The sequence below is a fragment of the Virgisporangium aurantiacum genome, from assembly GCF_016863635.1.
GTDB classification, from domain to species: Bacteria; Actinomycetota; Actinomycetes; order Mycobacteriales; family Micromonosporaceae; genus Virgisporangium; species Virgisporangium aurantiacum.
The window spans coordinates 158,418-183,562 of sequence record NZ_BOPG01000003.1 but is presented as its reverse complement, the minus strand read 5'-3'; the positions used below and the strand labels follow the sequence as shown (position 1 = coordinate 183,562).

General features: G+C 71.8%; 23 protein-coding genes. 11 read left to right on the top strand and 12 right to left on the bottom strand.

Annotation, left to right across the window (positions count from 1 at the left end):
* Positions 1–148: 148 nt before the first annotated feature.
* Complete coding sequence (locus tag Vau01_RS01495) at positions 149–1,045, top strand: polysaccharide deacetylase family protein (protein ID WP_239151208.1); 897 nt, start codon at positions 149–151, stop codon at positions 1,043–1,045.
* Here the strand turns inward: Vau01_RS01495 and Vau01_RS01490 are convergent.
* From Vau01_RS01490 to Vau01_RS01475, 4 genes are read right to left on the bottom strand one after another with little or no spacing between them, the layout of a single operon-like run.
* Complete coding sequence (locus Vau01_RS01490) at positions 1,042–2,229, bottom strand: cation:proton antiporter (protein ID WP_203986154.1); 1,188 nt, start codon at positions 2,227–2,229, stop codon at positions 1,042–1,044. The two genes, Vau01_RS01495 and Vau01_RS01490, sit on opposite strands and share 4 nt — an antisense overlap.
* A gap of 9 nt (positions 2,230–2,238) precedes the next feature.
* Positions 2,239–2,721, bottom strand: a complete 483-nt coding sequence (locus Vau01_RS01485; protein WP_203986151.1) for a cation:proton antiporter regulatory subunit — start codon at positions 2,719–2,721, stop codon at positions 2,239–2,241.
* 1 nt (position 2,722) lies between these two features.
* Positions 2,723–5,032, bottom strand: a complete 2,310-nt coding sequence (gene secD, locus Vau01_RS01480) for a protein translocase subunit SecD (protein ID WP_203986149.1) — start codon at positions 5,030–5,032, stop codon at positions 2,723–2,725.
* A 51-nt stretch (positions 5,033–5,083) separates the two neighbouring features.
* On the bottom strand, positions 5,084–5,506 hold the full coding sequence (locus Vau01_RS01475; protein ID WP_203986147.1) for a hypothetical protein: 423 nt from the start codon (positions 5,504–5,506) through the stop codon (positions 5,084–5,086).
* An 85-nt stretch (positions 5,507–5,591) separates the two neighbouring features.
* Between Vau01_RS01475 and pyk the strand changes: the two genes are divergently transcribed.
* Positions 5,592–7,019, top strand: coding sequence for a pyruvate kinase (gene pyk, locus Vau01_RS01470; RefSeq protein WP_203986145.1), 1,428 nt, complete (start codon positions 5,592–5,594; stop codon positions 7,017–7,019).
* 50 nt (positions 7,020–7,069) lie between these two features.
* A complete protein-coding gene (locus tag Vau01_RS01465) occupies positions 7,070–7,873 on the top strand; it encodes an acyl-CoA thioesterase (RefSeq protein ID WP_203986597.1) in 804 nt (267 codons plus the stop codon).
* Between the two features lies 1 nt (position 7,874).
* Here the strand turns inward: Vau01_RS01465 and Vau01_RS01460 are convergent, their stop codons facing one another.
* On the bottom strand, positions 7,875–8,366 hold the full coding sequence (locus Vau01_RS01460) for an RrF2 family transcriptional regulator (protein ID WP_373320147.1): 492 nt from the start codon (positions 8,364–8,366) through the stop codon (positions 7,875–7,877).
* Between the two features lie 86 nt (positions 8,367–8,452).
* On the opposite strand from Vau01_RS01460, the gene Vau01_RS01455 reads away from it, so the two are divergent.
* From Vau01_RS01455 to xylB, 3 genes are all read left to right on the top strand, one after another.
* Complete coding sequence (locus tag Vau01_RS01455) at positions 8,453–9,613, top strand: ROK family transcriptional regulator (RefSeq protein WP_239151236.1); 1,161 nt, start codon at positions 8,453–8,455, stop codon at positions 9,611–9,613.
* An 80-nt stretch (positions 9,614–9,693) separates the two neighbouring features.
* Complete coding sequence (gene xylA / locus Vau01_RS01450) at positions 9,694–10,851, top strand: xylose isomerase (RefSeq protein ID WP_203986138.1); 1,158 nt, start codon at positions 9,694–9,696, stop codon at positions 10,849–10,851.
* A gap of 1 nt (position 10,852) precedes the next feature.
* The gene (gene xylB, locus Vau01_RS01445) at positions 10,853–12,235 is read left to right on the top strand and encodes a xylulokinase (protein WP_203986136.1); all 1,383 of its coding nucleotides are present in this window, start codon (positions 10,853–10,855) and stop codon (positions 12,233–12,235) included.
* A gap of 490 nt (positions 12,236–12,725) precedes the next feature.
* On the opposite strand, the gene Vau01_RS01440 is transcribed toward xylB, so the two are convergent.
* Genes Vau01_RS01440 through Vau01_RS01430 form a run of 3 tightly spaced genes read right to left on the bottom strand, consistent with a single transcriptional unit; the run spans position 12,726 to position 13,854 of the window.
* Complete coding sequence (locus Vau01_RS01440) at positions 12,726–12,989, bottom strand: DUF4235 domain-containing protein (protein WP_373320146.1); 264 nt, start codon at positions 12,987–12,989, stop codon at positions 12,726–12,728.
* Positions 12,986–13,432, bottom strand: a complete 447-nt coding sequence (locus Vau01_RS65135) for a DUF3618 domain-containing protein (protein WP_203986132.1) — start codon at positions 13,430–13,432, stop codon at positions 12,986–12,988. The genes Vau01_RS01440 and Vau01_RS65135 overlap by 4 nt, the downstream gene beginning before the upstream one ends.
* Positions 13,429–13,854 carry a phage holin family protein gene (locus tag Vau01_RS01430; protein ID WP_203986130.1) on the bottom strand — a complete coding sequence of 142 codons (426 nt, stop codon included), beginning with the start codon at positions 13,852–13,854 and terminating at the stop codon, positions 13,429–13,431. The genes Vau01_RS65135 and Vau01_RS01430 overlap by 4 nt, the downstream gene beginning before the upstream one ends.
* A gap of 184 nt (positions 13,855–14,038) precedes the next feature.
* Here Vau01_RS01430 and Vau01_RS01425 point away from each other — a divergent pair, with 184 nt between their 5' ends.
* Positions 14,039–15,943 (top strand): HEAT repeat domain-containing protein, encoded by a 1,905-nt coding sequence (locus Vau01_RS01425; protein ID WP_203986128.1) that lies wholly within the window; start codon positions 14,039–14,041, stop codon positions 15,941–15,943.
* A gap of 3 nt (positions 15,944–15,946) precedes the next feature.
* On the opposite strand, the gene Vau01_RS01420 is transcribed toward Vau01_RS01425, so the two are convergent.
* Positions 15,947–16,606, bottom strand: a complete 660-nt coding sequence (locus Vau01_RS01420) for an FKBP-type peptidyl-prolyl cis-trans isomerase (RefSeq protein WP_203986126.1) — start codon at positions 16,604–16,606, stop codon at positions 15,947–15,949.
* A gap of 64 nt (positions 16,607–16,670) precedes the next feature.
* On the opposite strand from Vau01_RS01420, the gene Vau01_RS01415 reads away from it, so the two are divergent.
* Positions 16,671–17,201, top strand: coding sequence for a DUF6886 family protein (locus tag Vau01_RS01415; protein WP_203986124.1), 531 nt, complete (start codon positions 16,671–16,673; stop codon positions 17,199–17,201).
* A 75-nt stretch (positions 17,202–17,276) separates the two neighbouring features.
* The gene (locus Vau01_RS01410; RefSeq protein ID WP_239151207.1) at positions 17,277–18,779 is read left to right on the top strand and encodes a multicopper oxidase family protein; all 1,503 of its coding nucleotides are present in this window, start codon (positions 17,277–17,279) and stop codon (positions 18,777–18,779) included.
* A 3-nt stretch (positions 18,780–18,782) separates the two neighbouring features.
* Here Vau01_RS01410 and Vau01_RS01405 read toward each other — a convergent pair whose 3' ends face one another.
* Positions 18,783–19,607, bottom strand: a complete 825-nt coding sequence (locus Vau01_RS01405) for a DUF72 domain-containing protein (protein ID WP_203986121.1) — start codon at positions 19,605–19,607, stop codon at positions 18,783–18,785.
* A gap of 236 nt (positions 19,608–19,843) precedes the next feature.
* Between Vau01_RS01405 and Vau01_RS01400 the strand changes: the two genes are divergently transcribed.
* Together Vau01_RS01400 and Vau01_RS01395 are read left to right on the top strand one after the other, a co-directional pair.
* Positions 19,844–21,796 carry a hypothetical protein gene (locus Vau01_RS01400; RefSeq protein WP_203986118.1) on the top strand — a complete coding sequence of 651 codons (1,953 nt, stop codon included), beginning with the start codon at positions 19,844–19,846 and terminating at the stop codon, positions 21,794–21,796.
* A 193-nt stretch (positions 21,797–21,989) separates the two neighbouring features.
* Positions 21,990–23,324, top strand: a complete 1,335-nt coding sequence (locus Vau01_RS01395) for a helix-turn-helix domain-containing protein (RefSeq protein ID WP_308440426.1) — start codon at positions 21,990–21,992, stop codon at positions 23,322–23,324.
* Here the strand turns inward: Vau01_RS01395 and Vau01_RS01390 are convergent.
* Complete coding sequence (locus Vau01_RS01390; protein ID WP_203986112.1) at positions 23,297–23,923, bottom strand: response regulator; 627 nt, start codon at positions 23,921–23,923, stop codon at positions 23,297–23,299. The two genes, Vau01_RS01395 and Vau01_RS01390, sit on opposite strands and share 28 nt — an antisense overlap.
* Positions 23,916–25,061: a GAF domain-containing sensor histidine kinase gene (locus Vau01_RS01385; RefSeq protein WP_203986109.1), complete on the bottom strand. Its 1,146-nt coding sequence runs from the start codon at positions 25,059–25,061 to the stop codon at positions 23,916–23,918. The genes Vau01_RS01390 and Vau01_RS01385 overlap by 8 nt, the downstream gene beginning before the upstream one ends.
* Between the last annotated feature and the right edge of the window lie 84 nt (positions 25,062–25,145).

Here is a 25,145-nt window from a genome sequence, read left to right as displayed (position 1 = left end):
CCGCTCAGGCGACGCCGCCATGATGACAGGCATCGACCTGACGCTTTGTATCGGACGCGAATACCGACGTTGATCGGTGTTCGCGTTCGCGCTAGCGTGTCCGGGTTCGTGTCCCCGATCCCTCCGGAGACTGATGACTTTCCGTCGGTTGAGTCTCACTCAACGTCGGGTCGGCCTCGGCGTCCTCGTCGGTGCGGCCTTCGCCCTGTTGCTCAGCCCGTCCAACGCCGGGCAGCTCAACGGATTCAGCAAGCACAATGCGGTCGCGCGGTATGCGCCCGATTTGCCTGCCAACAGGGCGGTGGCGCCACCGGTGTCGGACGCGGGTAGCACGGCCGCCCCGGCGAATCCCGCCCCGACGACCTCGGCGGGTGGCGGCCCCGGTACGCCCTCGCCCTCGGCGTCGGCGTCGGGACCCGTCAAGCAGCCGCAGTTCACGTCGACCGGTGCGCTGCGCCGGACCGGGTCCGACGCGGTCGCCCTGACGTTCGACGACGGGCCCGACCCCGTGAACACGCCGCTGATCCTCGACCTCCTGAAGCAGGAGGGGGTCAAGGCGACGTTCTGCCTCGTCGGGTTCCGCGCCCGCGACAATCCCGACCTGGTGCGTCGCATCGTGGCCGAGGGTCACACGCTGTGCAACCACTCCTGGCAGCACCTCCTCGACCTCGCGAAGCGGCCGCCGGCCGAGATCGCCCAAGACCTGGAGCACACCAACGAGGTGATCCGGGCCGCGGTGCCGGACGCGAAGATCCCGTACTTCCGGGCACCGGGCGGCAACTTCACCAAGGACCTGGTGCGCGCGGCCAAGCAGCTGGGCATGACCTCGATCTACTGGCAGGTCGACCCGCGCGACTGGGAGCACAAGAAGGAAGAATCCGCGACCGCCCACGTGGACCGCCTGGTGCACGACATCAAGCGCGACACGAAACCCGGCGCGATCGTCCTGTCGCACGACAACAAGCAGCCCACGACGATCGAGGCGTACAAGATCCTCCTTCCGTGGCTGAAGCAGCACTTCCAGCTGGAACCCCTTCCCGCCTAACGGTGGGAGGGGGTCCCCCCGGCCCGGCGGGACACGACCCACTTGGCCAGGGGCTCGGCGGCCCTCGCGGCCAGGGGGCCGGTCACCGCGAGGATCAGGACGTACGCCGCGGCCAGCGGGCCCAGCCTGGGGTCGATTCCGGTGACGCCCAGGGCCAGGCCGGCGATCACGATGTTGAACTCGCCGCGCGGGATCATCGCGGCTCCGGTGCGGATTCTCGCGGCCACGCCCAGGCCGGCTCTGGCGCCGGCGATCCAGCCGGTGAGTGCCTTGGTGACGATCCCGGCCACGGCCAGGGCCAGGGCGACTCCGGCCACCGGTAGCAGGTCGGTGGGGTCGGTCTGCAGGCCGAAGAACACGAAGAAGACCGCCGCGAAGAGGTCCTTCAGCGGGTTCAGCAGGTCGCGGGCGGTATGGGCCAGCGGACCCGACAGCGCGATGCCGACGAGGAACGCGCCGACCGCCGCCGACACCTGCAGTTCCTGCGCCACGCCGGCGACCAGCACGGTGAGCCCCAGCACCTTGAGCAGCAGCACCTCGTCGCTGTCGCTGTGCACGAGTTTCTCGACGAACCGGCCGTACCGCAGCGCCACGATCAGCACCACGGTGACGGTCGCCGCGGCGATCGCCAGCGAGACCGATCCCGACGCCAGCCCCACGCCGGCGAGCATCGTGGTGAGGATCGGCAGATAGGCGGCCATGGTCAGGTCCTCGAACACCAGCAACGACAGGACCACCGGCGTCTCGCGGTTACCCAGCCAGCCCAGGTCGCCCATGACCTTCGCCGTGATGCCGGACGACGTCACGTACGTGACGCCGCCCATCACGAGCGCCGCCACCGGTCCCCAGCCGAGAATGAACGCCACGGCCACGCCGGGCGCCGCGTTCAGTGCCAGGTCGATGACGCCGGTCAGGGCCGACGAGCGCAGCGTGCCCACCAGTTCCTGCGCGGTGTACTCCAGGCCCAGCGTGAACAGCAGCAGGATCACGCCGATCTCGGCACCCGCCTCGACGAACTCCTTGCTGGTCTCCAGGTCGAGCACGCCACCCTGGCCGAAGGCCAGCCCGGCGAGCAGGTAGAAGGGGATCGGCGAGATCGAGAACCTGGCCGCGAACGCGGCCAGGAGCCCGAGGCAGAGGACGATCGCTCCGAATTCGATCAGCAGAACCGAGCCATGATGCACATCCGCCCCCTATCCGTCGGTGAGGATCTGGGCGACCGCGGTGGTGCCTTCGGCCGTGCCTACCACGACGACGACGTCGCCGGCGCTGAACCGGAAGTCCGGCCGTGGGCTGGCGAACACCTGCCCGCCCCGCACGACGGCCACGATCGATGCGCCGGTGCGGGTGCGGGACGCGGTGTCGCCGAGGGTCCGCCCGTCGTACGGGGAGCCCTCGGCGAGCACTATCTGTTCCGTGACCAGCCCCTCCACCTGCCGGTTCAGCTCGGTGAGCCGCTCGACGATCCGGGCGGTGCCGAGCAGCTCCGCCAGCGCGTTCGCCTCGTTGCCGGTGAGAGCCACGGAGACCACCGCGCTGTCCGGGTCGTCGGCGTCGTAGACGACGAGGTCGCGCCGCCCGGTGTGGTGCGACACCACACCCATGCGCCGGCCGCGCTCGGTGGTGATGGCGTGGCGCATCCCGATTCCCGGGAGGTTGACCCGTTCGATGTCCATTTCAGCCCTTTCGAGATGCGGCGGGAGTGGTTCTCGTGGGAGCGCGGCGGCGCTGCTGCGCGCGTCCACCGGTCGTTTTCACCGAAGCGCGGACCGCGAGCTTCCCGACCAGGCCGCCCGGTCGTGACTCGAAGACGATCGCGAGCGGCGCGGCCAGGAACACCGAAGAGTAGGTGCCGGCGATGATCCCGATCAACAACGCCACGGCAAAATCGACGAGCGAGTCGCGACCGAGCACGGCGAGCGCCACCAGCACGAACAGGGCGCCGAGGCCGGTGTTCACGGTACGGGGCACGGTCTGCAGGCAGCCCAGGTTCGCGAGCGTGGCGAACTGGCGCCGCTGCGGATTGCGGACCAGTTCGCGAACCCGGTCGAACACCACCACGGTGTCGTTCACCGAATATCCGATCACGGTGAGCACGGCCGCCAGGAACACCCCGTCGACCGGACGCCCGAACCACGCGAACGCCCCCACCAGCAGGATGACGTCGTGCGCGAGTGCCAGCACGGTGGCCAGCGCCCACTGCCAGCGGAACCGGATCGCCAGGTAGGCCAACTGCACCAGCAGCGCCACGCCGAGCGCGATCAGCGCCTTGTTCCGCAGTTCGACGCCGAGGCTCGGTCCGATCGTCTCGTCGCGGATCCGTTCCGCGCCGCCGCCGAGCTCGGCCAGGGCCGCGCGGACCCGGCTCTCGTCCGCGTCGCTGAAGGACCCGGACCGCACGCTGACGTTCCCGTCGCCGGACGCGTTGACCACGGCCCGGTCCAGGCCGGCGTCGCCGACCGCCTCGCGGGCCTTGTCGACGCTCACCGGGTCGGTGGTCGAGTACTCGACGAGCCGGCCGCCGGTGAACTCGACGCCCCAGTTGATGTCGCGCACGAGGATGCCGGCGAGGGCCACGACCACGAGGCCGGCCGAGATGCCCATCCACAGCCGGCGGCGGCCCATCAGGTCCGGGCCCTTCGCCTCCAGCCAGCGGCGGACGGCGCCGATGCCGGCCAGGCCCGACACCTTCGGGTGCCGCTTGATGAGGCCCCGCCTGAGCGCGAACCCGGTGAGGACGCGGGTGAGCACGAGCGCGGTGAACATCGAGGCGACGACGCCGATGCTGAGCGTCACCCCGAAGCCCCGCACCGGGCCGGCGGCCAGGAAGAACAGCAGGCCGGCGGCGAGCAGGGTGGTGATGTTGGAGTCGATGATCGCCGACCAGGCCTGTTTGAAGCCGGTGGTCATCGAGCCGGACAGCGATCTCCGCCCCTCCGCGTGCTCCTCCCGGGCTCTCTCGAACACGAGCACGTTCGCGTCGACAGCTATGCCGATCGCGAGCACGAACCCGGCGAGGCCGGGCAGGGTGAGCGTGGCGCCGATCGCCAGCAGCGCCGCGTACGAGATGAGCCCGTAGGCGACCAGCGCGATCGCCGCCAGGCCGCCGACCAGGCGGTAGACGGCGATGATGAACAGGATCGTGGCGATCAGCCCGATGACGGCGGCCCGCGCCGACGCCTCGATCGCGGCGGCGCCCAGGCTCGGCCCGACGATCCGTTGCTCGATGACCTCGACCGGCACCGGCAGCCCGCCCGCGCGGACCAGCAGCGCCAGGTCCTTCGCCTCGTCGGCGGTGAACTGGCCGGTGATGCTGGTGCGGCCGCCGGTGATGCCGACGTCGCAGGCGATGTCCGGGTTCACCTGCGGCGAGGAGATGATCTTCCCGTCGAGCACGATCGCGACGCGCCGGGTCGGGTCGCCGACCGGGGCGCAGGCGGCCTTGCCGGTGAGGTCCTGCCAGGCACCGGGCCCGCGGCCGCGGAACTCGATGTCGATGGTGCGCTCGCCGAGCTGGCCGGTGACGGCGCGGGCCTCTTCGATGAGGGCACCGTCGATCGCGGCCGGCCCGAGTTCGAGCGTGTCGCGGCCGTCCTCGTCGATCAGCGTCGTTGATCCGCTCTTGGCTGGATCGGCCAGGCCGAGTACCGGATGGAACGTGAGCTGGGCGGTGCGGCCGAGGACCTTGACGGCCTCCTCGGGGTCGGTGACGCCGGGCAGTTCGACGATGATCCGCCGTTCGCCCGACCGGGCCAGCGATGGCTCGCTGACGCCGAGTTGGTCGACCCTTCTCCGGAGGACCTCCAGGGCCTCGTCGGTGGTGTCGGCGTTGGCCTTGGCCAGCTCGCCGTCCTTTGTCTCCAGCACGATCTGGGTGCCGCCGCGCAGGTCCAGGCCGAGGTTCGGCGGTCGGGTGGCGACGAGCCACCCGGAGACCGCGAGAACCGCGAGGGCGAGGACCGCGCGCACGGTGGTGGCGCGCGTCACGGTAGTGAACTCCTTATGAAATTGGGAACGGTGTGGGCTGCTACGTCACGCTCATGCGCGTGGCGGAGCCCGTTCCCAACGGGAGTTCGCCGGTGGTGCGTCGGCCGGCGTGGTGCCGGCCCGGTCGGTGACGATCCGGATGCCGGCGTCGGTGCGGTCGACCGGTGCCGACAGCACGGCGAGCACCGGAGCCGTCGGAGCCGTTCCGGTGCCGGTGCGGTTGACGACGAGATGAATCCTCGACGGCAGGCCGAGGACGCCGGGTGACCCCTCGGTGTCGTCGTCTGACGTTTCCGGTGCCGCCGCCTGCAGGTGCGGGTTCGTGACGGCGTGGTTCGGCTGGATTCCCGGGCTCTCCTGGCTTCTCAGCGCAAGCGGCCCGGCGCTGCCGGCTGAGCCGGCGAAGCCGGCGAGGGCGAACACGACCAGGAGCCAGACGAGCGGCGCCGACAGCACACGCAGCCTGCTGGTCACCCGTCACCACCCCACACGTCGAATCCCACATGCTACCGCTGTTGGCGGGCCGGGCGATCGGTCGTAACCTCCACGGTTTAGCCTCGTGAATGTGACGCGTCGCGCAAAAATCGTCTGCACACTCGGTCCGGCAACATCAGACGCGGACCGCATCCGGGGGCTCGTCGACGCCGGTATGGACGTCGCCCGGCTGAACTTCAGCCACGGCAGCCACACCGACCACGAGAACACGTACCGCCTGGTCCGGGAGGCCGCCGAAGCCTCCGGGCGGGCCGTCGGCGTTCTGGCCGACCTGCAGGGCCCGAAGATCCGCCTGGGTCGGTTCGCCGAGACCAAGGTCGAATGGCGTACCGGCGAAACGGTCGTCATCACCAGTGACGACATCGTCGGCACCCATGACCGGGTCTCCTGCACCTATACGAAGCTGCCGCAGGAGGTGAAGGCGGGCGACCGGCTGCTCATCGACGACGGCAAGGTCGCCGTCGAGGTCACCGGCGTCGACGGCAACGACATCACCGCCCTCGTGGTCGAGGGCGGCCCGGTCTCCAACAACAAGGGCATCTCGCTGCCGAACGTCGCGGTGAGCGTCCCGGCCATGTCCGACAAGGACACCGAAGACCTGCGGTTCGCGCTGCGGCTCGGCGTCGACCTGGTCGCGCTGTCGTTCGTGCGGTCGCCCGGCGACATCAAGCTCGTCCACGAGATCATGGAAGAGGTCGGCGTCCGCCGGCCGGTGCTCGCGAAGATCGAGAAGCCCGAGGCGGTCGCCGCGCTCGAGCCGATCGTCGACGCGTTCGACGGTGTCATGGTGGCCCGCGGCGACCTCGGCGTCGAACTGCCGCTCGACCAGGTGCCCCTGGTGCAGAAGCGGGCCGTCCAGCTGTGCCGCGAGCAGGCCAAGCCGGTCATCGTCGCCACCCAGATGCTCGACTCGATGATCGAGAACTCGCGGCCCACCCGGGCGGAGGCGTCCGACGTCGCCAACGCCGTGCTCGACGGCACCGACGCCGTCATGCTCTCCGGCGAGACCAGCGTCGGCCGCTACCCGGTGCTCACGGTGAGCACCATGGCGAAGATCGTCGCGACCACCGAGGGCGGCTCGTTCGACGTCCCGCGCCTGCAGCACGACCCGCGGACCCGCGGCGGCGCGATCACCGTCGCCGCCTCGAACATCGCTACCGTCACCGGCGCGAAGGCGCTGGTGGCGTTCTCGCAGACCGGCGACACCGTGCGCCGGCTGGCCCGGCTGCACTGCAAGCTGCCGCTGCTGGCGTTCACCCCGGTTCCCGCGGTGCGCGACCAGCTCGCGCTGTCGTGGGGCGTCGAGACGTTCCTGGTGCCGTTCGTCGAGCACACCGACGACATGTTCCGCCAGGTCGACCAGGCGCTGATCGGGCTGGGCGAGTTCCGTCGGGGCGACTACGTGGTGGTCGTCGCCGGTACGCCGGCGAACTCGCCGGGTGCCACGAACACGCTGCGGATGCACCAGCTCGGGTCGCTGGTCGAAGAGTGAGTCCCGTCGACGCCCTGGTGAAACTGCTCGACCTGGCCCAGGTCGACGACATGACGTTCCAGGGCGTGAACCCACCGGCCGGGCGGCTACGGGTGTTCGGCGGCCAGGTGGCCGCGCAGGCGCTCGTGGCAGCCGGCCGCACGGTCGACCCGTCGCGCACGGTGCACTCGCTGCACGGGTACTTCGTGCGGGCGGGGGAGGAGTCCGCGCCGATCACGTACCGGGTGGAGAACATCCGGGACGGGCGCTCGTTCTCCGTCCGCCGGTCGGTCGCCGAGCAGGACGGCCGCACGATCTTCTTCATGTCGGCGTCGTTCCACCGGGCCGAACCCGGCCTCGACCACGCCGACGAGATGCCGACCGGCCTGCCCGGCCCCGACGACGTGCCCACGATGGCCGAGCGCCTGGCGCCGTTCCCCAAGCTGCTGGAGGAGTGGAACCGGATGCCGCGCGCGATCGACGTGCGGTACCTCAGCGGTGCCGGCTTCGCCTCACCCGGCGAGCGGCCGGTCGAGGAGAACCAGCGGGCCTGGCTGCGCGTCGACGGCACGCTGCCCGACGATCCGCTCGTGCACGCCTGCGCGTTGACGTTCTGCTCCGACCTGACCCTGCTCGACGCCGTGCTGTCGCGGCACGGCAAGGTCTGGGGGAAGGGCGGCTTCATCGGCGCGAGCCTCGACCACGCGCTGTGGTTCCACCGCCCGTTCCGGGCCGACGAGTGGTTCCTGTACGACTGCACGAGCCCGTCGGCGTCGGGCGCCCGCGGGCTGGCCCGGGGCCGGATGTTCACCGAGGACGGCCGCCTGATCGCGACGGCCGTGCAGGAGGGTCTGCTCCGCCGCGTCGGCGGTTGAGCTAACGGGGCTGCCAGGCGTCCGGCGCCGTGATCAGGCGGCGGATGTGGCCGGGCAGCCGGCCCCGGACGATGTCGTCGAGCGACACCTCGTCGAGGACGTTGCGGACGGCGGCCCGCACCGCGACCCACAACTGCTGTAGGTGCTCGGCCGTGCCCTCGTAGCTCGTCTCCTCCGGGCGGCGGCCGCGCACCTCGGCCAGCGGGCCGTCGACCGCGCGCAGCACCTCGCCGATGGTGACCTCGTCGGGCGCGCGGGTGAGCACGTAGCCGCCCTCGACGCCGCGCTGGCCGCGGACCAGCCCGGCCCGCCGCAGATCGGCCAGGATCGCTTCGAGGAACTTGCGGGGAAGATCCTGCTCCGTCGCGAGAGTGGCGCTGGACACGGTGGCCGGATATTTGGACGCCAAACCCAGCGCCGCCCGTACCGCATAGTCGCTACGCGCCGAGATATGCACTCTGCCCTGCCTCCAAAAGCCCGCCCATCGCAGCATACGGGTGTCTCCTGCGTGAATGATCGGCGCGGTAGTTTTACCCGATGGGCAATCCGGAGCCTCGCCGCGGGGCGGATCACAACGTGATGCGCGAGGTCAACCGGTCGCTCGTGCTGGCGGTGGTCAAAGAAGGCGGCCGGGTGTCACGGGCGAGCATCGCCCGGGCCACCACGCTGGCCAAGCCGACCGTGTCGGCGATCGTCGACGAGCTCATCGCCGACGGGCTGGTGCGCGAGGTGGGCACCGGCACCACCGCCACCAGCGGCGGGCGTCCGCCGATCATGCTGGAGTACAACGCGTCCTCGCAGCTGGTGCTCGGCGTGCACATCGGCGCCCGGCGCACCACCGTGGCGGTGGCCGACGGCAGCGGCGCCGAGTCGGCCCGGCGTCAGTTCGACACCCCGTCCGGTCCGGCCGGCGACTCGCTCACGGTGATCGCGGAGAAGGCCCGCGCGGTGCTCCCGGCGGGAGCGGAACTCGCGGCCGTCGGTGCGGTGCTTCCGGGACTGACGGACTTCCACCGCGGCGTGTGCCTGCTCGCCCCGAACCTCGGCTGGCGCGACGTGCCCGTCGCCGAGCTGCTCACCGCCGAACTCGACGCGCCGGTGCACGTCCACAACGCGGGGCAGGCGGCGGCCGTCGCCGAGAACCTGGAGGGGGTCGGCGGGCGGGTCGACGACCTGGCCCTGCTGTACGCGGGCACCGGGCTGTCGGCCGGGGTGCTCTCCGGCGGCCGGGTGCTGCACGGCACCGGCGGCACCGCCGGCGAGATCGGCCACTGCCGCGTTCCGGGCGGCACCGAGCCGTGCAAGTGCGGCAACGTCGGGTGCCTGGAGACGGTCGCGTCGGGTCCGGCGCTCGTGCGGTTCGCGCGACGGGCCATCGAGGGCGGTGCGCACAGCGTCCTGGATGATCTTTTTGAGGCGACCGATGTGGCCGCGGCCGCGCGTGGCGGTGACGCCGTCGCGGCCGGGGCCGTCGCCGAGGTGGGACGCAACCTGGGGCTGGCCGCCTCCTGGGTGGTCAACGCGTACAACCCCGCGGTGCTGGTGTTCGGCGGCGGGTTGGCCGCGATCGCCGACCTGCTCCTGCCGCACATGACCGAGACGTCGACGGAGTTCACGCTGGGGCCTGCGGGAACGGAGATCAGGGTGTCGGCGCTGGGGCCCGACGCCGAGGTGCGCGGCGCGGTGCTGCTCGCGTTGCAGCAGTCGGAGACCTACTACCGCGTGGTGTTCCGAGCTTAATCAGGAGCTTGAACTAACCCCCCTCCCGGGCGTAAGGTGCTCGCATCCGGTTCCGCCACCGTGTTGTGAAAGGCCCCCGCATGAGCGACTACACGCCCACCCCCGCCGACCGGTTCTCCTTCGGGTTGTGGACCGTCGGGTGGGGTGCCCAAGACGTGTTCGGTTCCGCGACCCGGCCGCCGCTCGACCCGGTGGAGGCCGTGCACAAGCTGGCCGAACTCGGCGCGCACGGGGTGAACTTCCACGACGAGGACGTCATCCCGTTCGGCACCAGCGACGGCGAGCGCGACAAGCTGATCGCGCGGTTCAAGGAGGCGCTGAGCGCCACCGGCGTCGTGGTCACCACGGCCACCACGAACCTGTTCTCGCACCCGATCTTCAAGGACGGCGGGTTCACCGCCAACGACCGCGCGGTGCGCCGGTTCGCGATCGCCAAGGTCGCCCGGAACCTGGATCTGGCCGCCGAACTCGGCGCGCCGACGTACGTGATGTGGGGCGGCCGGGAAGGCGCCGAGTCGGGCGCCTCCAAGGACGTCGCGGCGGCGCTCGACCGGTACAAGGAAGCCGTCGACGTGCTTTGCCAGTACGTGCGGGAGCAGGGCTACGACATCCGGTTCGCGCTGGAGCCCAAGCCCAACGAGCCGCGCGGCGACATCCTGCTGCCGACGATCGGGCACGCGCTGGCGTTCATCTCGTCGCTGGACGAACCCGACCGGGTGGGGCTGAACCCCGAGATCGGGCACGAGGAGATGGCCGGGCTGAACTTCGCCCACGGCATCGCGCAGGCCATGTGGCACGGCAAGCTCTACCACATCGACCTGAACGGCCAGCACGGTCCGCGCTTCGACCAGGACCTCCGGTTCGGCGCCGGCAACCTACGCGGGGCGTTCTGGACCGTCGACGCGCTGGAGACCGGCGGCTACGCCGGCCCGCGGCATTTCGACTACAAGCCGCCGCGCACCGAGGACATCGACGGCGTGTGGGAGACCGCGAAGGCGTGCATGCGGAACTACCTGATCCTCAAGGCGAAGGTGGACGCCTTCCGCGCGGATCCGGAAGTCACCGAGGCGCTGGCTCTTGCCCGCGTGCCGGAACTGTCGGAGCCCACGCTGGCGCCGGGGGAGACGCTGGCCGACCTGCGTGCCGAGTCGGTGGATGTGGAAGGCCTGGCCCGCAAGGGGATGGCCTTCGAGCGGCTCGATCAACTGGCGATGGAGCACCTCCTAGGGGTGCGCTGACATGGCACTGGTGGCTGGCGTTGACTCGTCGACCCAGTCGACCAAGGTCGTGGTGTGCGACGCGGACACCGGAATGGTGGTCCGGGAAGGCCGCGCCGCACACCTCGACTCGACCGAAGCCGATCCGGCGCTGTGGTGGGCAGCGTTCGAGGAGGCATCGGCCGGGCTGCTCGACGGCGTCGGGGCGATCGGCGTCGGCGGGCAGCAGCACGGAATGGTGTGTCTGGACGCGGCGGGCGAGGTGGTGCGCCCGGCGCTGCTCTGGAACGACACCAGGTCCGCGCCCGCGGCCGCCGAGCTCGTCACCGAGCTCGGCGGCCCACGGGCATGGGTCGAGGCGGTCGGTTCGGTTCCGGTCGCGAGTTTTACGGTGACGAAGCTGCGCTGGTTCGCCCGCGCCGAGCCCGAACTGGCCGCGCGCGCCGAGGCGGTGCTGCTGCCGCACGACTGGCTCACCTGGCGGCTGGGCGGTCGCTCCGCCTACACGACCGACCGGGGCGACGCCTCGGGCACCGGCTACTTCTCCGCCGCCACCGGCTCCTACCGCACCGACATCCTGAAACTCGCGTTCGGCCGCGACCTGGAGCTGCCCCGGGTGGCTTCGCCGTCGTCGGTGGTCGGTGAGACGTCGTCCGGCGCGGTCATCTCCGCGGGGACGGGCGACAACATGGCCGCCGCGCTCGGGCTGGGCCTGCGTCCGGGTGACGTGGTGGTATCCCTGGGAACCTCGGGGACGGCGTTCGGCGTCAGCGAGGTGGCGTCCGCCGACGCCAGCGGCGCCGTGGCCGGCTTCGCCGACGCCACCGGCCGCCACCTACCGTTGGTGTGCACGCTGAACGCCGCCCGGGTGCTGTCGACGGTGGCGGGTCTGCTCGGCGTGTCGCTGGCCGAACTGGACTCGTTGGCCCTCTCCGCCGCCCCGGGCGCCGACGGCCTGACCCTCCTGCCCTACCTCGACGGCGAACGCACCCCGAACCTGCCCGACGCCCGCGGCCTGCTCGCCGGCCTCACCCGCGCCAACGCGACGCCGGCCAACCTGGCCCGCGCCGCGGTCGAGGGAATGCTGGGCGGCCTGGCCGACGCCCTGGACGCGTTGACGGCACAGGGGATGCCCGTGAACCGGGTGCTGCTCATCGGCGGGGCGGCCGCGTCGGAGGCGGTCCGCGCGGTGGCACCGGCCCTGTTCGGCGCGCCGGTGAGCGTCCCGGACCCGGCCGAGTACGTTGCCCTGGGCGCGGCCCGGCAGGCCGCCTGGGCCCTGCGCGGCGGCGCCGAACCACCGGAATGGCCGGTGGCCGCAGTGGAGATTGCGGGCGAGTCGACACCGTCGGTGCGCGCGGCCTACGCCCGCGTCCGCGACGGCGCGCAGGACCTGTTGCGCTAGGGGGGACGGCGCCGCCCGCCCGGTCATCCCGGGGGGAATCGCGGGCGGCGCCGTACCAATAGGTTGCCCGTATCCCGTTGCCACGTCGGCGCCCCGCGGGTGCGGCGGAGGTGCACTGCCCACCAATGCCCAGCCACTCAAGCTGCCCTTCGGTGTCGATCTTGCAGTTCTGGTGCCCATCAAAACAGGGCAACTAAGTCGTTATCTGGCACCACAACTGCAAGATCGACGCCGACGAACAGGAGCCCTGGACGCGCGGGGACATGAGGAGGCGCGGGGTGCGGGGGTCCGGGGGCCGTCCGCCCCCGGCGTGGGGGGTTCGGGGGGCTCGGGCCCCCCGACAAACATGCCGGAGGCCGCTGGGCTCGCGCTTTCTGCGAGCCCAGCGGCCTCCGGACGACGGCGGCGCCGGGTCCCCACCCAGGACCCGGCGCCGCACCCCATCACCACCCGCGTAAAGCTTTGCGTAACCGACTGTACTAGCTGCGAACTAGTCGCCCGGCCACTCACCAGTCAGCTTACGTACTCCATGGGCCCCACCACGATCGATTGCGGCCTTCACCACAGCAAATATCGCGCCCTGCAGCGCGGCGGCCGCCAGAATCTCGCCCCAGCCGTAGTCGCGGGAGGTGGCCTTGGGGGCCTCGTCCTCGTTCGACACCAGCTTCCAGACCTGCTTGAACACCAGGCCTGACACGGCACCCGCCGTGATGCTGAGGGCCAGCGAGACCGGCTTGTAGACCAGCTTGTTCACCGGTTCTCCTTCCATTCGCGGCGCCAGTCGTCGCGTAGGCGCTGGGGGGTGACCCGCTTGGCGGCGGCGCGACGGCGCTTGCGCACCACCAGAGCGGCGAACGCCAGTATGGCGGCCGCCGCGGCGGCCCACTGCTTCGGCTTCTCCTGCACGGAGGTACGCACGCGGACGGCGGCGCGCTTCGTCGTGGCGGCCGGTTCGGTGCGGAGATCCTGCGCCACCTCTTTGCTGGACGCGGCGACCTGCTGGGCCTTGTCTTTCGCCTTGTCCTTGGCCTCGGTCGCGGCGTCGGCGGCGCGCGTCTTCACGTCGGCGACCTTCTCCTGCGCGCGGGCCTTGACGTCGGTCTTCGCGGCCAGCGCCTCGACGGTCTCGCCGAGTTCGGCCCGGGTCTGCTCGATCCCGCTGCGCAGCGCCGCCACCTTGGCGTCGTCGGAGGTCATCGGTGCATCCCTTCCTTCGCCGCTTCGCGGACCGCCGCCACGTCGGCCTTCACGTTGTCGACGGTCTCCTCGGGTGCGGCCGGCGTCGCCTGCTGCACCTGCTTCTTGCCGACCAGCGCCAGCACACCGGCGACGCCGAGCAGCAGCACGCCGACGATCACGGCGGCCACCCAGGCCGGCATCACGTAGGCGAGGAGCAGGACGACGGCGGTGAGCAGGGCGGCGACCCCGTACAGCGCGATCAGTCCACCCGCACCGAACAGGCCGGCGCCGATCCCGGCGTGCTTGCCCTTTCGGGTGAGTTCCGCCTGTGCGAGCTTCAACTCGTCGCGGACCAGCCGCTGGATCTGCTCGGACGCGGTCTTCACCAGTTCTGCCGTGGACTTCTGGGACGTATCTGTCTCGTGCACCGTGTGCGTCATCGTCGCTCCTTCCGCCGCGGGTAACTTCTTCCCAGGAGGTGGGGCGTCTAACCACTCCGGTCTCCACGTGAACGCCGATGTGTGGACATGATTACGGATAGTGAGTGGGTGAATGCGGCTCCCGGAGTCTGAAAGACGCCAGCCGTTAGGCGTCCGATCTGGGCCGGGAGTAGGCTCCGCCACCATGTCCGTGGGGGGTCGCGAGGGGGTCCGGGGGCCGTCTGCCCGCGCGGGCCGGCCGCTCCACGACCCCGCCTCGCTCGCCGAACTCCACTACCGGGTGTTACCGGCCGGTGAGCTGACGGCAGCATCGGCCGACCTGATCAAACCCCTCGTCGAGCACGCCGCCACCCCCGGCGTCGCCGCCCGTACCGAGGTGCTGAACCTGCTCGCGGCGATCGCGCTGGCGGTCCGCAGCGCCGGCACGTACCTGGAGAACAACCCGAAGGAGTACCCGGAGAGCTGCCGCGAGGCGTTGCGGGTCGCGCTGCCGGCGCTGCTCGGGCTGCTCGGCGACGACGATCCGGCCGTGCGGGCGGCCGCCGCGGCGGTACTCGGCGAGTTGAGCTGGTGCGCGGGTGACGTGGTGCCGGTGGTCCGGGCGCGGTTCGCGGGAGAGCGGGCGCACGCCGTCCGCTTGGCCCTTGTTCTTGCGGTGGGGCACCTCCTGGACGCGCCCGGGGATGGCCTCGACCACGAACGGCCCCGGGCCCGGCGCTGGTTGCAGCGCCGGCGCACCGGGGACGACCCGACCCTGCGCCTCGCCGGTGCGCTGCTGGCCCGCCGGGCCGGTCGGGCGCGGGCGCTGCCGACCGTGGTCGAGGCGCTGGCCGACGCCGGCCCGGTGCCGCTGCCCGGAACCCGGCTGTGCGACTGGCTGGCCAGCGAACTCGGCGCCGACCGGGAGGCCCGCATCGCGGTGGCCGCCCGGCTGTTCCAGGTACGTGGCGGCGCCGGCCAGGACGCCCTCCGGGCCGCCGCCGCGGCGATCTGCACCTGGCGGTCGGCCGCCGGCCCGCTGCTGCCGATCGTGGCCGAGCGGCTCACCGACCCCGACCCGGGCGTGCGGTCGGCCGCCTGCCACCTGGTCGCGGTGGCCGGCGCGACGGAGCCCGAGCGCTACGCCGACCGGCTCGACGCGCTGCTGACCGACCCGACCACGCGGGTGGCCGACCTCGCCGCGTGGGGACTGGCCCGGATGGGCGACGAACGCTGCCTCCCCCGGCTACGCAACCGGGTCCTCATGGGCACATCCGTGTTCGACGTGGTGCAGGCGTACTACCCGCGGCACGTGTACCTGTTCACCGCGCCCGGGCTGTACGACGTGCTGGCGCCGCTGCGCGGCTGGGCCGGCCGGTTGCTGCCCCGGGTCGACTCGGCGCTGGCCGACGCCGACTCCTTCCACCAGCAACGGGCGCTCGCCGCGGTGCTGCGGGCCTGGGGACGCGACGCGGCGCCGGCGGTGCCCGGGCTGCTGCCGCTGCTGGAGAGCGAGGCGGCGGAGCACGTGTGCGCGGCCCTCGGCGCGATCGGACCCGCCGCCGCGGGCGCCCGGCACCGGCTGTTCCGGCTGGTCGAGCGCGGCAACAGCCGGGTGCGGGTGGCGGCGGCCCGCGCGCACTGGCGGGTCACCGACGACCCGGAACCCGCGTTACGGGTGCTGAGCGAGGCACTCGACGGCGAACTCGCGGTGGTGGCCCTCCCGCTGGCCGCCGACCTCGGTCCGCTCGCCGCGGCGCACGCCGGGCGCATCCGGGCGATCGCGCGGGCGGTCAACGGTGCCGGGTCGCGGGTGGACGTGGCGCGCGCCGACTGGCGGCTGACCGGCGAGACCGACCTCGCCGCCGAACTGTTGCTGACCGTGCTGGCGCCGCTGGCCGCCGGCCGGGTGGGGCCGGCGACCCTGCGGGCCGCGATCGTGGCCGCGGAGATCGCGGAGCCGCGGCTCGCCGGACCGCTGAGCATCGCGGCCGGCGGCGACGAGCGGCTGGCGTTCTACGGCGACTGGCGCGCCGTCGCCGACGACGAGGAACTGCGCGGCTATTCGACGCTGAGCACCGCGCCGATCGCCGCGCTGTCGAGCCTTTAGCCTTCAGCCGACCTTGAGCACGTCGACGATGAACCGCAGCGGGCCGGTGGGCCGGCCGCCGGACGCGTCGTCGCCGTAGGCCAGCTTCGACGGGATGTCGAGCTGCACCCGGCTGCCGACGGTGACGCCGACCAGGCCCTTGTCCCATCCCTCGATGACGCCGCCCTGGCCGAGCTGGAAGTCGAACGGCTGCTGCCGGTTCCAGGACGCGTCGAACTCCTGGCCGGAGGTGCAGGACACGCCCACGTAGTTGACCGTGATCTGCTGGCCCGCCTGCGCCGCCGGGCCGGTGCCCTTGATCAGCGTCGTGGGCGTGAGCTCGGTGATGCCGGTGCAGCCACCGGTGGCCGTCGGCTTGGTGGCGAGGGCCGGGTCGGCGCCGGCGGGCAGCTGCGGGAACCCGGTGCCGGCACCGGTGCTCGCGTTCGGCCCCTGCGTGCCCGAGCCGGTGCCCTTGTCGTCGTCGGGCCGGTTGACCACCCAGAACACCAGCGCGCCGAGCAGCGCCACCACGGCGAGGCTGCCGATGACGCCGAAGACGGCGTTGCGGCGTTTACGGGCGGCGGCGGCCCGCGCGGCCTCGGCCTTCCACTGCTTGCGCTTCTCGGCCCGGCTCGGTACACGATCTCCCGGCCGGCGCGGCCTGCTGGTCTGCTGGGTCACGGCAATCCCTCGGCTGTGGTAAACGACTCGAACACCTTACCTGCGGCGCGGTAGACACTCTGTCATGCGACCGCGACATGGCGAAGTTCTTCATTTCTCCGAGGACCCTTCGATCACCCGCTTCGAGCCGCATGTCGCCGCCACCTCCGCGCACGCCGAGGCGTACGTGTGGGCCGTCGACGACCGGAACGCGCCGTCGTACTGGTTTCCGCGCCAGTGCCCCCGCGCCATGGCCTGGACGTCGCCGGCCACCCTGCCCGGCGACCGGGACCGCATCGTCGGCGTGGGTGGCGGCGACCGGGTGCACGCGATCGAGTACGGCTGGCTCGACGCGCTGCGCACGACGACCCTCTACGCGTACCGCTTCGCCGCCGACCCGTTCCGGCCGCTGGGCGACGCCGCGTGGGTGTCGACGGAACCGGTGACGCCGTTGGGTCCGCCGGAACCGGTCGGCGACCTGATCCGGTGCCACGCCGAGGCCGGCATCCAGCTGCGGGTGCTGCCGAACCTGTGGGCGTTCTGGCGCGAGGTCATCGTCAGCACGCTCGACTTCAGCGGAATCAGACTGCGCAACGCCCTCCCCCCACGGGGGTAGGGGCATCCCTGAGCGGTCCCTGGGATCACCGGCTTACTGGATGACTTCGGCGGATCACCGCCGCAGTCTTCAACCGTGTTGCGACGGATCCTCATCATTTCGCTGATCGTCATGGCCGTCTTCTGTACCGGCGTCGGCGGCCTGCTCACCTGGGCGTGGACCTCGACCTCGGCCGACTCCACCGTCGGCAAGGTGGCGTTCGGCCGGCCGCTGCCGGTGCCGCCGCTCGCGACGTCCACAGTGGACGGCAACAAGCGGGTGTTCGACCTCCGGGCGTCCAAAGGGAAGCACGACTTCGGCGGCGAAACAGCGGAGACGTTTGGGTTCAACGGCGACTACCTGGGGCCGACGCTGCGGGCCACCCGCGGCGAGCAGGTCGTGGTGAACGTCCACAATGGACTCGACGAGGTGACGAGCGCGCACTGGCACGGCATGCACCTGCCGGCGAATATGGACGGCGGCCCGCACCAGCCGATCGGACCCGGCGCCACGTGGTCGCCCACCTGGACCATCAACCAGCCGGCCGCGACGCTCTGGTACCACCCGCACCCGCACGGCGAGACCGCCGACCACGTCTACAAGGGGCTCGCCGGCATGTTCATCGTCGACGACCCGGGCACCGATGTGGCCGCGCTGCCGCGCGAGTACGGCGTCGACGACGTTCCGGTGATCGTGCAGGACAAGGCGTTCGACGACGACGAGGAACTGGGCAGCGACACCGGAATGTTCGGCAGCGGCGGCGTTCTCGGCGACAAGGTCGTCGTCAACGGCGCGCTCGGTCCGTACTTCGACGTCACGACCGAACGGGTCCGCCTGCGGTTGCTCAACGCGTCGAACGTGCGGCCGTACCACTTCGGCTTCTCCGACGGACGCCCGTTCGCGCTCGTCGGCACCGACGGCGGCCTGCTCGACGCGCCGCACGAGACCACCGGCGTGACGATGGTGGCCGGCGAGCGGATCGAGATCGTGGTGACGATGCGGCCCGGCGAGCGGGTGGTGCTCCGCAGCACACCGGCGCAACTCGGCCTCGACTGGTTCCACCGGCGGATCAGCGGCGCCAACGACTCGTTCGACATCATGGAACTGCGCGCGGCGCGCTCGCTCCGGCCGTCGCCGGCGGTGCCCGCGAAACTTGTCGACACTCCACGCCTCGATCCGGCGCAGGCCCGACACACCCGCGAGTTCTCGCTCTCCGGCACGAGCATCAACGGCAAGAAGATGGACGGGTCGCGCATCGACGCCGCCGTCATGAAGGACAGCGTCGAGGTCTGGAAGCTCAGCGCGCTCGACGGGGAACTGCACACGTTCCACGTGCACGACGTTCAGTTCCAGGTGCTGTCGGTCGGCGGCAAGGCGCCGCCGCCGCACCTGCGCGGCTGGAAGGACACGGTGTTCCTGGGACAGAACAAGCCGGTGGTCGTCATCGCCAGGTTCGCCGACTACGCCGACCCGGCCACGCCGTACATGTTCCACTGCCACGTTCTGCGGCACGAGGATCAGGGGATGATGGGCCAGTTCGTGGTCATCGAACCCGGACAGGTACCGAAGCTGTCGCCCGAGCACGCCGACCACGACTGACGGTCAGGACCGGGCGACCAGCCGTCCCGTGTGGAGCTTGTCGGCGAGCGCGGCGGCGTCGAGGGGTGCGCGTCCGCCCGGCGAATCGATCAGGACGTGCAGGGTGTCGACCTCGCCCGCGAGTGCCCGGAGCCGCTGTGCCCACCGGGCCAGCCCGGCATCGGTCTGCGGGCGGTGCAGCCGCACCACGCCCGGCTCCGCCGTGGCCACCACGACCGGGCCGGGCTCGAACGACTCGTCGACGCAGACGTAACCGACGTCTTCGGCCTGCAGGGTCCGCAGCGTCTCCAGCGCGTGCGGGCCTTCGTACCAGGACGGGTGACGCAACTCGACGGCCACCCGGTGCGGCCGGCACTCGCGCGCCGTCGCGAGCACGCGACGCGTGGCGGCGTCACCCCGGGCCAGCCAGTCCGGGAACCGCAGCAGCACGGCGCCGAGCTTGTCGGCGTCGACCAGCGGTTGCAAGGATTCGTGGAACCGGCGCCAGAGTTCGGCCATGGTGCGGTCGTCGAGGTCGCGGTGCCTGACTTTTTCGGACCCCTCGGGCCGCAGGTCGGCGGGTATCGCGTCGGGCCGGACCCGGTGGCCGGTGAGCAGGTTGAACGCCGTGACGTCGAACGTGAATTCGGGCGGCGTCCGCTCGACCCACGCGGTGACCGTCTCGGCGGCGGGGATCGCGTACGCGGTGGTGTCGACGCCGACGATCGGGAACCGCCCGGCGTAGTACTCCAGCCGGCCGGCGGTGGTGTTGTGCTCCCGCGGGTACCACCCGGAGCCGATCAACGCCCGGTCGGCCCATGAGGATGCGCCCACCAGAATGTTGCCCATGTCGATAATTACACCGCTGTAATTCAAGATCGGCAACCCGGCGTGATCTGACCGGAAGCTTCCGGTCGATACTTCATGCTGATCTTCCTGGCGCCGTGATCATGGCGAATGTTTACTTGGCGTCGTTCTGAGCGCGGCGCCCCACGCCCGTCGCTCATTCCGTTTATTTGTCGGACCGGTTGCCGCCGGTCCACTTCGTCGTGCGCCGACATCAGCGAACCGAAAGGTGGTGACGCGTGAAAACGATCGCCGAGTCACTCCGGGAGAGCGGGCCGGCCCGCCCGGCCACCGCCGGCCGCCGCCGAAGACCCGATGCGCGGCTCTGCGCGGCCTGGCTGGCCCTGGCGTGGCTGGGCCCGGGCCTTGCCCAGTTCGCCGGGGTCGCCTGGTTGCTGCCACCGGTGATCCTCCTGCTCACCGCTGGCCTGCTCCGGGGCGGGCGGACGCTGCTCGACCGGCTGATGCTCGCCACCGCGCTTCTGCTCGGAACGACCTGCGCGGCCGGCCTGCTGTTCGCCGCCTGGCCGTTCGGGACGGCGCCGGTAGCCGTCGCGGGGACGGCCCTCACCGTCCTCGGCGCGATCAGCGTGTACACCGGCCGCTCGCCGCGGTTGCCGCTGCCCACCGGGTCGGACGCGTTCACCGTCGTGGCGGCGGTGGGCGTGTGGGCCTACGTGGCCGTGCCGCACCTGCGGACCGACTCGACCGGGCGGATCGCCCTGCTCGTCGGCGGTGAGGACCACGCCCGTCACGTCGCCATCTTCGACTCGCTCCGGCAGATCGGCGGCTACGCCTACTGGCACACGCCCGAGGAGCTGCCGTACCTGTGGGACGTCCTGCGGTACTACCCGTCGGGATGGCACCTGACCACCGGGATGTTGGACGGGTTTGTCCGGTCGTCGACGGGGCCAGGTAGCGCCACGAGCGCGATGGACCACTACACGTGGTTCCTCCTGGGCAGCTACGGCCTGTTCGCGCTGGCGCTGCTGTGGGCGGCCTCGTGGATCGCCGGCCCGCTGTCGGGACCCTGGCGGGTGCCGCTGGTCGTGTTCCTCGCGAGTCAGCTCGTATACAGCGACCTGGCGGTTCTCACCCCGTACGGGTTCCCTAGCCAGCTCTTCGGGTTGACCGCGCTCGTGCTGCTCGTCGCGGTGCTGAGCCGGCGCGCCCGCGACGTGCGCGAGCAGGTCATGGTGGTCGGCGCGTTGTTGGTCATGCTCGGGTTCGGGTACGAGCTGTATCTGCCGTCCGCGCTGCTCGCGATCGGGATCTGGGCCTTGCGGCGACGCCGGTTGGTGATGCGGAGGTTCGTGGTGGTGACCGGCGGGGTGGCGGGCACGCTCGCGGTGCTGCCGATCGGGCTGGGGATGGTGCTCGGCGGTCACGGTGACCTGGTGGCGGCGGCGGGCGGCGTGCTGCCGGCGAGTCGGGCGATGATGCTGATCCTCGGGCTGGTGATCGCCGCTGCCGTCCTGCGGCCGGCGGGCCGTGGGGTGAGATTCCGGCGGTTGAGCGTCTGGCGCTCGTACCTGTGGACGCTCGGCGCGGTACTGATGCTGCCGGCGGGCTTCCTCGGGTACCGGCTGGTGAGCGGCGCCGAGGCGCCGTACTACTCAGAGAAGGCGTGGCACGGGGTCCTCGTCGTGCTCCTCGCGGGGGTGAGCGGCGTGTGCGTGCTTCTCCCGCGTCCCGCCGGCGGCAGGCGCATCGACGCCGCCCGGGCTGTCCTACCGGCCCTCGTCACGGCGGCCCTGGTGGTCTCGTCCGGCGCGGTGGTCGACGACACGCCCTGGCGACCGGGTCACGGCGAGTCCATCAGTCGGAAGTGGCACTCCGGCGCACCGGTCACGGAGAACGGTCCGATCGCGGCCGCCATCCGTGACATCGCGCGCCGGTACCCGCCGCGTCCCGGCAGCATCACCGTCGTCCTGACCGGCGAGTTCCTCGCCAGCTACCTGCAGACGTTGTACGTGTCGACGCTCCAGCGCACGAGCGGGATCACCGACGCCGTTCTGTACGGGAACGGGGCGGCGGCGTTCGCCAACGACCCGGAGAAGCTCGCCGACACGCTCGCACGGGCCGGCAGGCCGGTGCTGCTGGTGGTGGCCCCGGCTGCCGAACAGTTGGTCGCCCACGTCCGGAGCAGGCGTCCGGACCTGCCGATCAGTGTCGCTTTCCTGTCCACATGACATTCGAAACCACGGGCGTGCCGATGACGAGGACCAGCCGGGTGCCTGCCGCACTCGTCACCGTTCCCTGGCGAGGACCGACTGCCCGACGGCGGCGACCGGCGCGGTGGTGGGAAGGAGAACAAGCCGATTCCGGTCGCCATGTGCATCCTTTCGATAGGGGAAATTGTTAGATACCCGAACGACCTCGATCATGGGGGAAGACGGGATGAGCGATGAGAGCGGTCGGAACCGGTCGCCCGGTGAGGTTGTCGCCGGTGCGCGGCGCCGAGCCGGCATGACCCAGGCGGAGGTCGCCGACCTGACCGGACTCAGCGTGCGCGCGATCAGCAACATCGAGCGCAACGTGCACAGCCGCCTGCGCCGCGACTCGCTCGTCCGCATCGCCCGGGTCCTGAACCTCGACGAGGCGCAGGTTGCCGTGCTGCGCGGCGTCCGGAGCCGGCAGGCGGTCGGTCGGTGGCCGGGCGAGCCGTGGCCGGGCGAACCGGTACCGAGCCGGCCGCGGCCCGGTGACGGCGAGACGCGGGTGCCGGCCCAACTGCCGATGGCCGTGCCCGACCTTGTGGGACGCGGCCGGGTGAGCGACGAGGTGGTCGGCGCGCTCACCGCCGAACCGGCGACTGGACGGGTCCGGGGCTGCCCGTCCGTGGTCGTGGTCAACGGCGCGGTGGGCGTCGGGAAGACCGCGCTGGCGGTGCACGTCGGCCACCGGGTCAGGGCGAAATTCCCCGACGGCCAGTTGTTCCTGGACCTGCGCGGCACAGCCGACGCGCTCGCCCACGCGGTGTTCGCCGTCGGCCCGTCCGACGGTCATGTACCGACCGACCCGGTCGACCGGGCGGCGCTGCTGCGCTCGTACCTGTCCGACCGGCGGGTCCTCGTGGTGATCGATGGGGCGGCGACCGAGGCACAGGTCCGGAGCCTGTTGCCGGGGTCGTCGGGGTGCGCCGTCCTGGTCACCAGCCACCGGCGGCTGCTCGGGCTGGAGGGCGCCCGGCACATCGGCGTGGATCCGCTGGACGAGCAGGCCGCGGTGGACCTGATCCGCCGGTCCGCGGGCCGGGACCCGGCGGACCTTCAGCCGCTGGCCCGTTGGTGCGGGTTCGCACCGTTGGCGCTGCGGGCCGTCGGAATCCGGCTGGCCGCCCATCCCGACGTGTCCCCGTCGGACCTTCTGGCCCTGCTGGCGACCGCACCGCGTCCCCTCGACCTGCTCACCGCCGGCGACCTTGCGGTCCGCGACCGGCTGGCGGCCGCTCACGACACCCTCGACGGGACCACCAGGCGGATGTTCGCCCTCCTGACGACCGCGGACCCGGCCGCGCTGACGCCGAGGGCCGTCGCCGCCGCGACAGCTTGTACGCCGGAGGTCGCCCGCGCCCGCCTCGACGCGATCGCGGACAGTGGACTGCTGCACCGCCTGACCACCCCGGACGGCCACCGCTACCGGCTGGACGGCCCGGCCCGCGCGTTCGCCCGCGAGGCAGGCGTCGCGGCTCAGACGAGGCCGACTCGCACGGCGTGAAGCGCGGCCTGGGTGCGGTCGGCCACGCCGAGTTTGGTGAAGATCGCGCTCACGTGGGTCTTGACGGTCTTCTCCGAGACGTTCAACGCGCGGGCGATCTCGCGGTTCGAGTGGCCGCGCGCGATCTCGACGAGCACATCGCGTTCGCGGGGGGTGAGGGCGGCGCCGGGCGGAGCGCCGTCGCCGGCGGCGAGGAGGCGGAGGACGTCGGCGTTCATGAGGACGTGACCGGCGTGCACGGCGCGGATCGCCGCCGCCAGGGCGGGCGGGTCGATGTCCTTGTAGACGTAGCCGGCGGCGCCGGCGCGCAGGGCGGGCACGACCGCGCCCGGGTCGGTGAAGCTGGTGACCACCAGCACCTTCGACGGCACGCCGCACTCGCGCAGCCCGCGCAGCGCCACCGTGCCGTCGGCGCCGGGCATGCGCAGGTCGAGCAGGATCACGTCGGGGCGGTGCTCGATCGCGGCGGCCACCGCGGCGTCGCCGTCGCCCGCCTCGCCGACCACGGTGAGGTCGCCCTGCAGGTCGAGGAACGTGCGCAGGCCCTGCCGCACCACCGGATGGTCGTCGACGACGAGGACGCGGATCGGCTCAGTCATCGAGCTCTCCCGCAGGCAGCACGAGGCGGACCGTGGTTCCTTCGGACGTCGACGACGTCACGTCGAGCCGGCCACCGACCGCCCTCGCGCGTTCCCGCATCGACACCAGGCCCAGCCGGCGCCCGGCGGCCTCCGAAGCGCGGACGTCGAAGCCGGTGCCGTCGTCCACAATGGACAGTTCGACCTCGTGGCCGCGCGTTCGCAGCGTCAGCGCGATGTGCGTCGGATCCGCGTGCCGCAACGCGTTGTGCAGCGCCTCCTGTGCGATGCGGTACGCGGCCTCCTGCCGGTCGGCCCGCAGCACCGGACAGTGGTCGTCGGTGGCGATGCCGATGCGGGCCGCGTGCACGCGGTTCAGCAACTCGATCTGCTTGCGCAGCGCGGCGTCGAGGCCGTCACCGGCCAGGTCGGTGGGTACCAGGCCGGCGACCACCGCGCGCATCTCGTCGGCGACGTCGGCGGCCAGCCGCTTCACGGTGGCCAGTTCGTCGGCGGCGCGGTCGCGGTCGGTGTCGAGCAACGCCGTGGCGGCCTCGACCGTGAGCCGCAGGCTGAACAGTTTCTGCGTGACGGCGTCGTGCAGTTCCCGCGCGATCCGCTGCCGTTCCTCCACAATGGACAGTTCGCGGCTGCGCTCGTACAGGCGGGCGTTGACGATCGCGATCGCGGCGTGCCCGGCGAGCAGCTTGGCCAGTTCCTCGTCGTCTTCGGTGAAACCGCCGGGCGTGCACTTGTCAGCGAGGAAGAGCTCGCCGAGGATCTCGCCGTCGTAGACGATCGGGATGCCCAGGAACGCGGTCATCGGCGGGTGTGCCGACGGCCAGCCGGAGAAGTGCGGGTGGGTGCTCACGTCTCGCAACCGCACCGGTTCCGGGTCACACAACAGGTCGCCGAGCAGCCCGTGCCGGCGCGGCACCGGCCCGATGGCCCGCCACTGCTCGTCGGTGAGGCCGACGGCGAGGAACTCGGCGAACGAGCCCTTCTTGTCGGGCACCCCGAGCGCGGCGTACCGCGCGTCGACCAGGCGTTGTGCCGCCGACAGGATCGTCCGCAGCACGTCTCGCACCGACAGGTGCGCGGTGACGGCCAGGACAGCCGCGCTCACCTCGCGCAGCTCGGCCCGGTCTGAGCGGGTCATGCTCACGAAGCTACCCGCCGCGGACGCGTAAACAACGGAGTCCTAGGACCAAAGACCGAGGACGTGGCCGACCTGCGCCCGAGG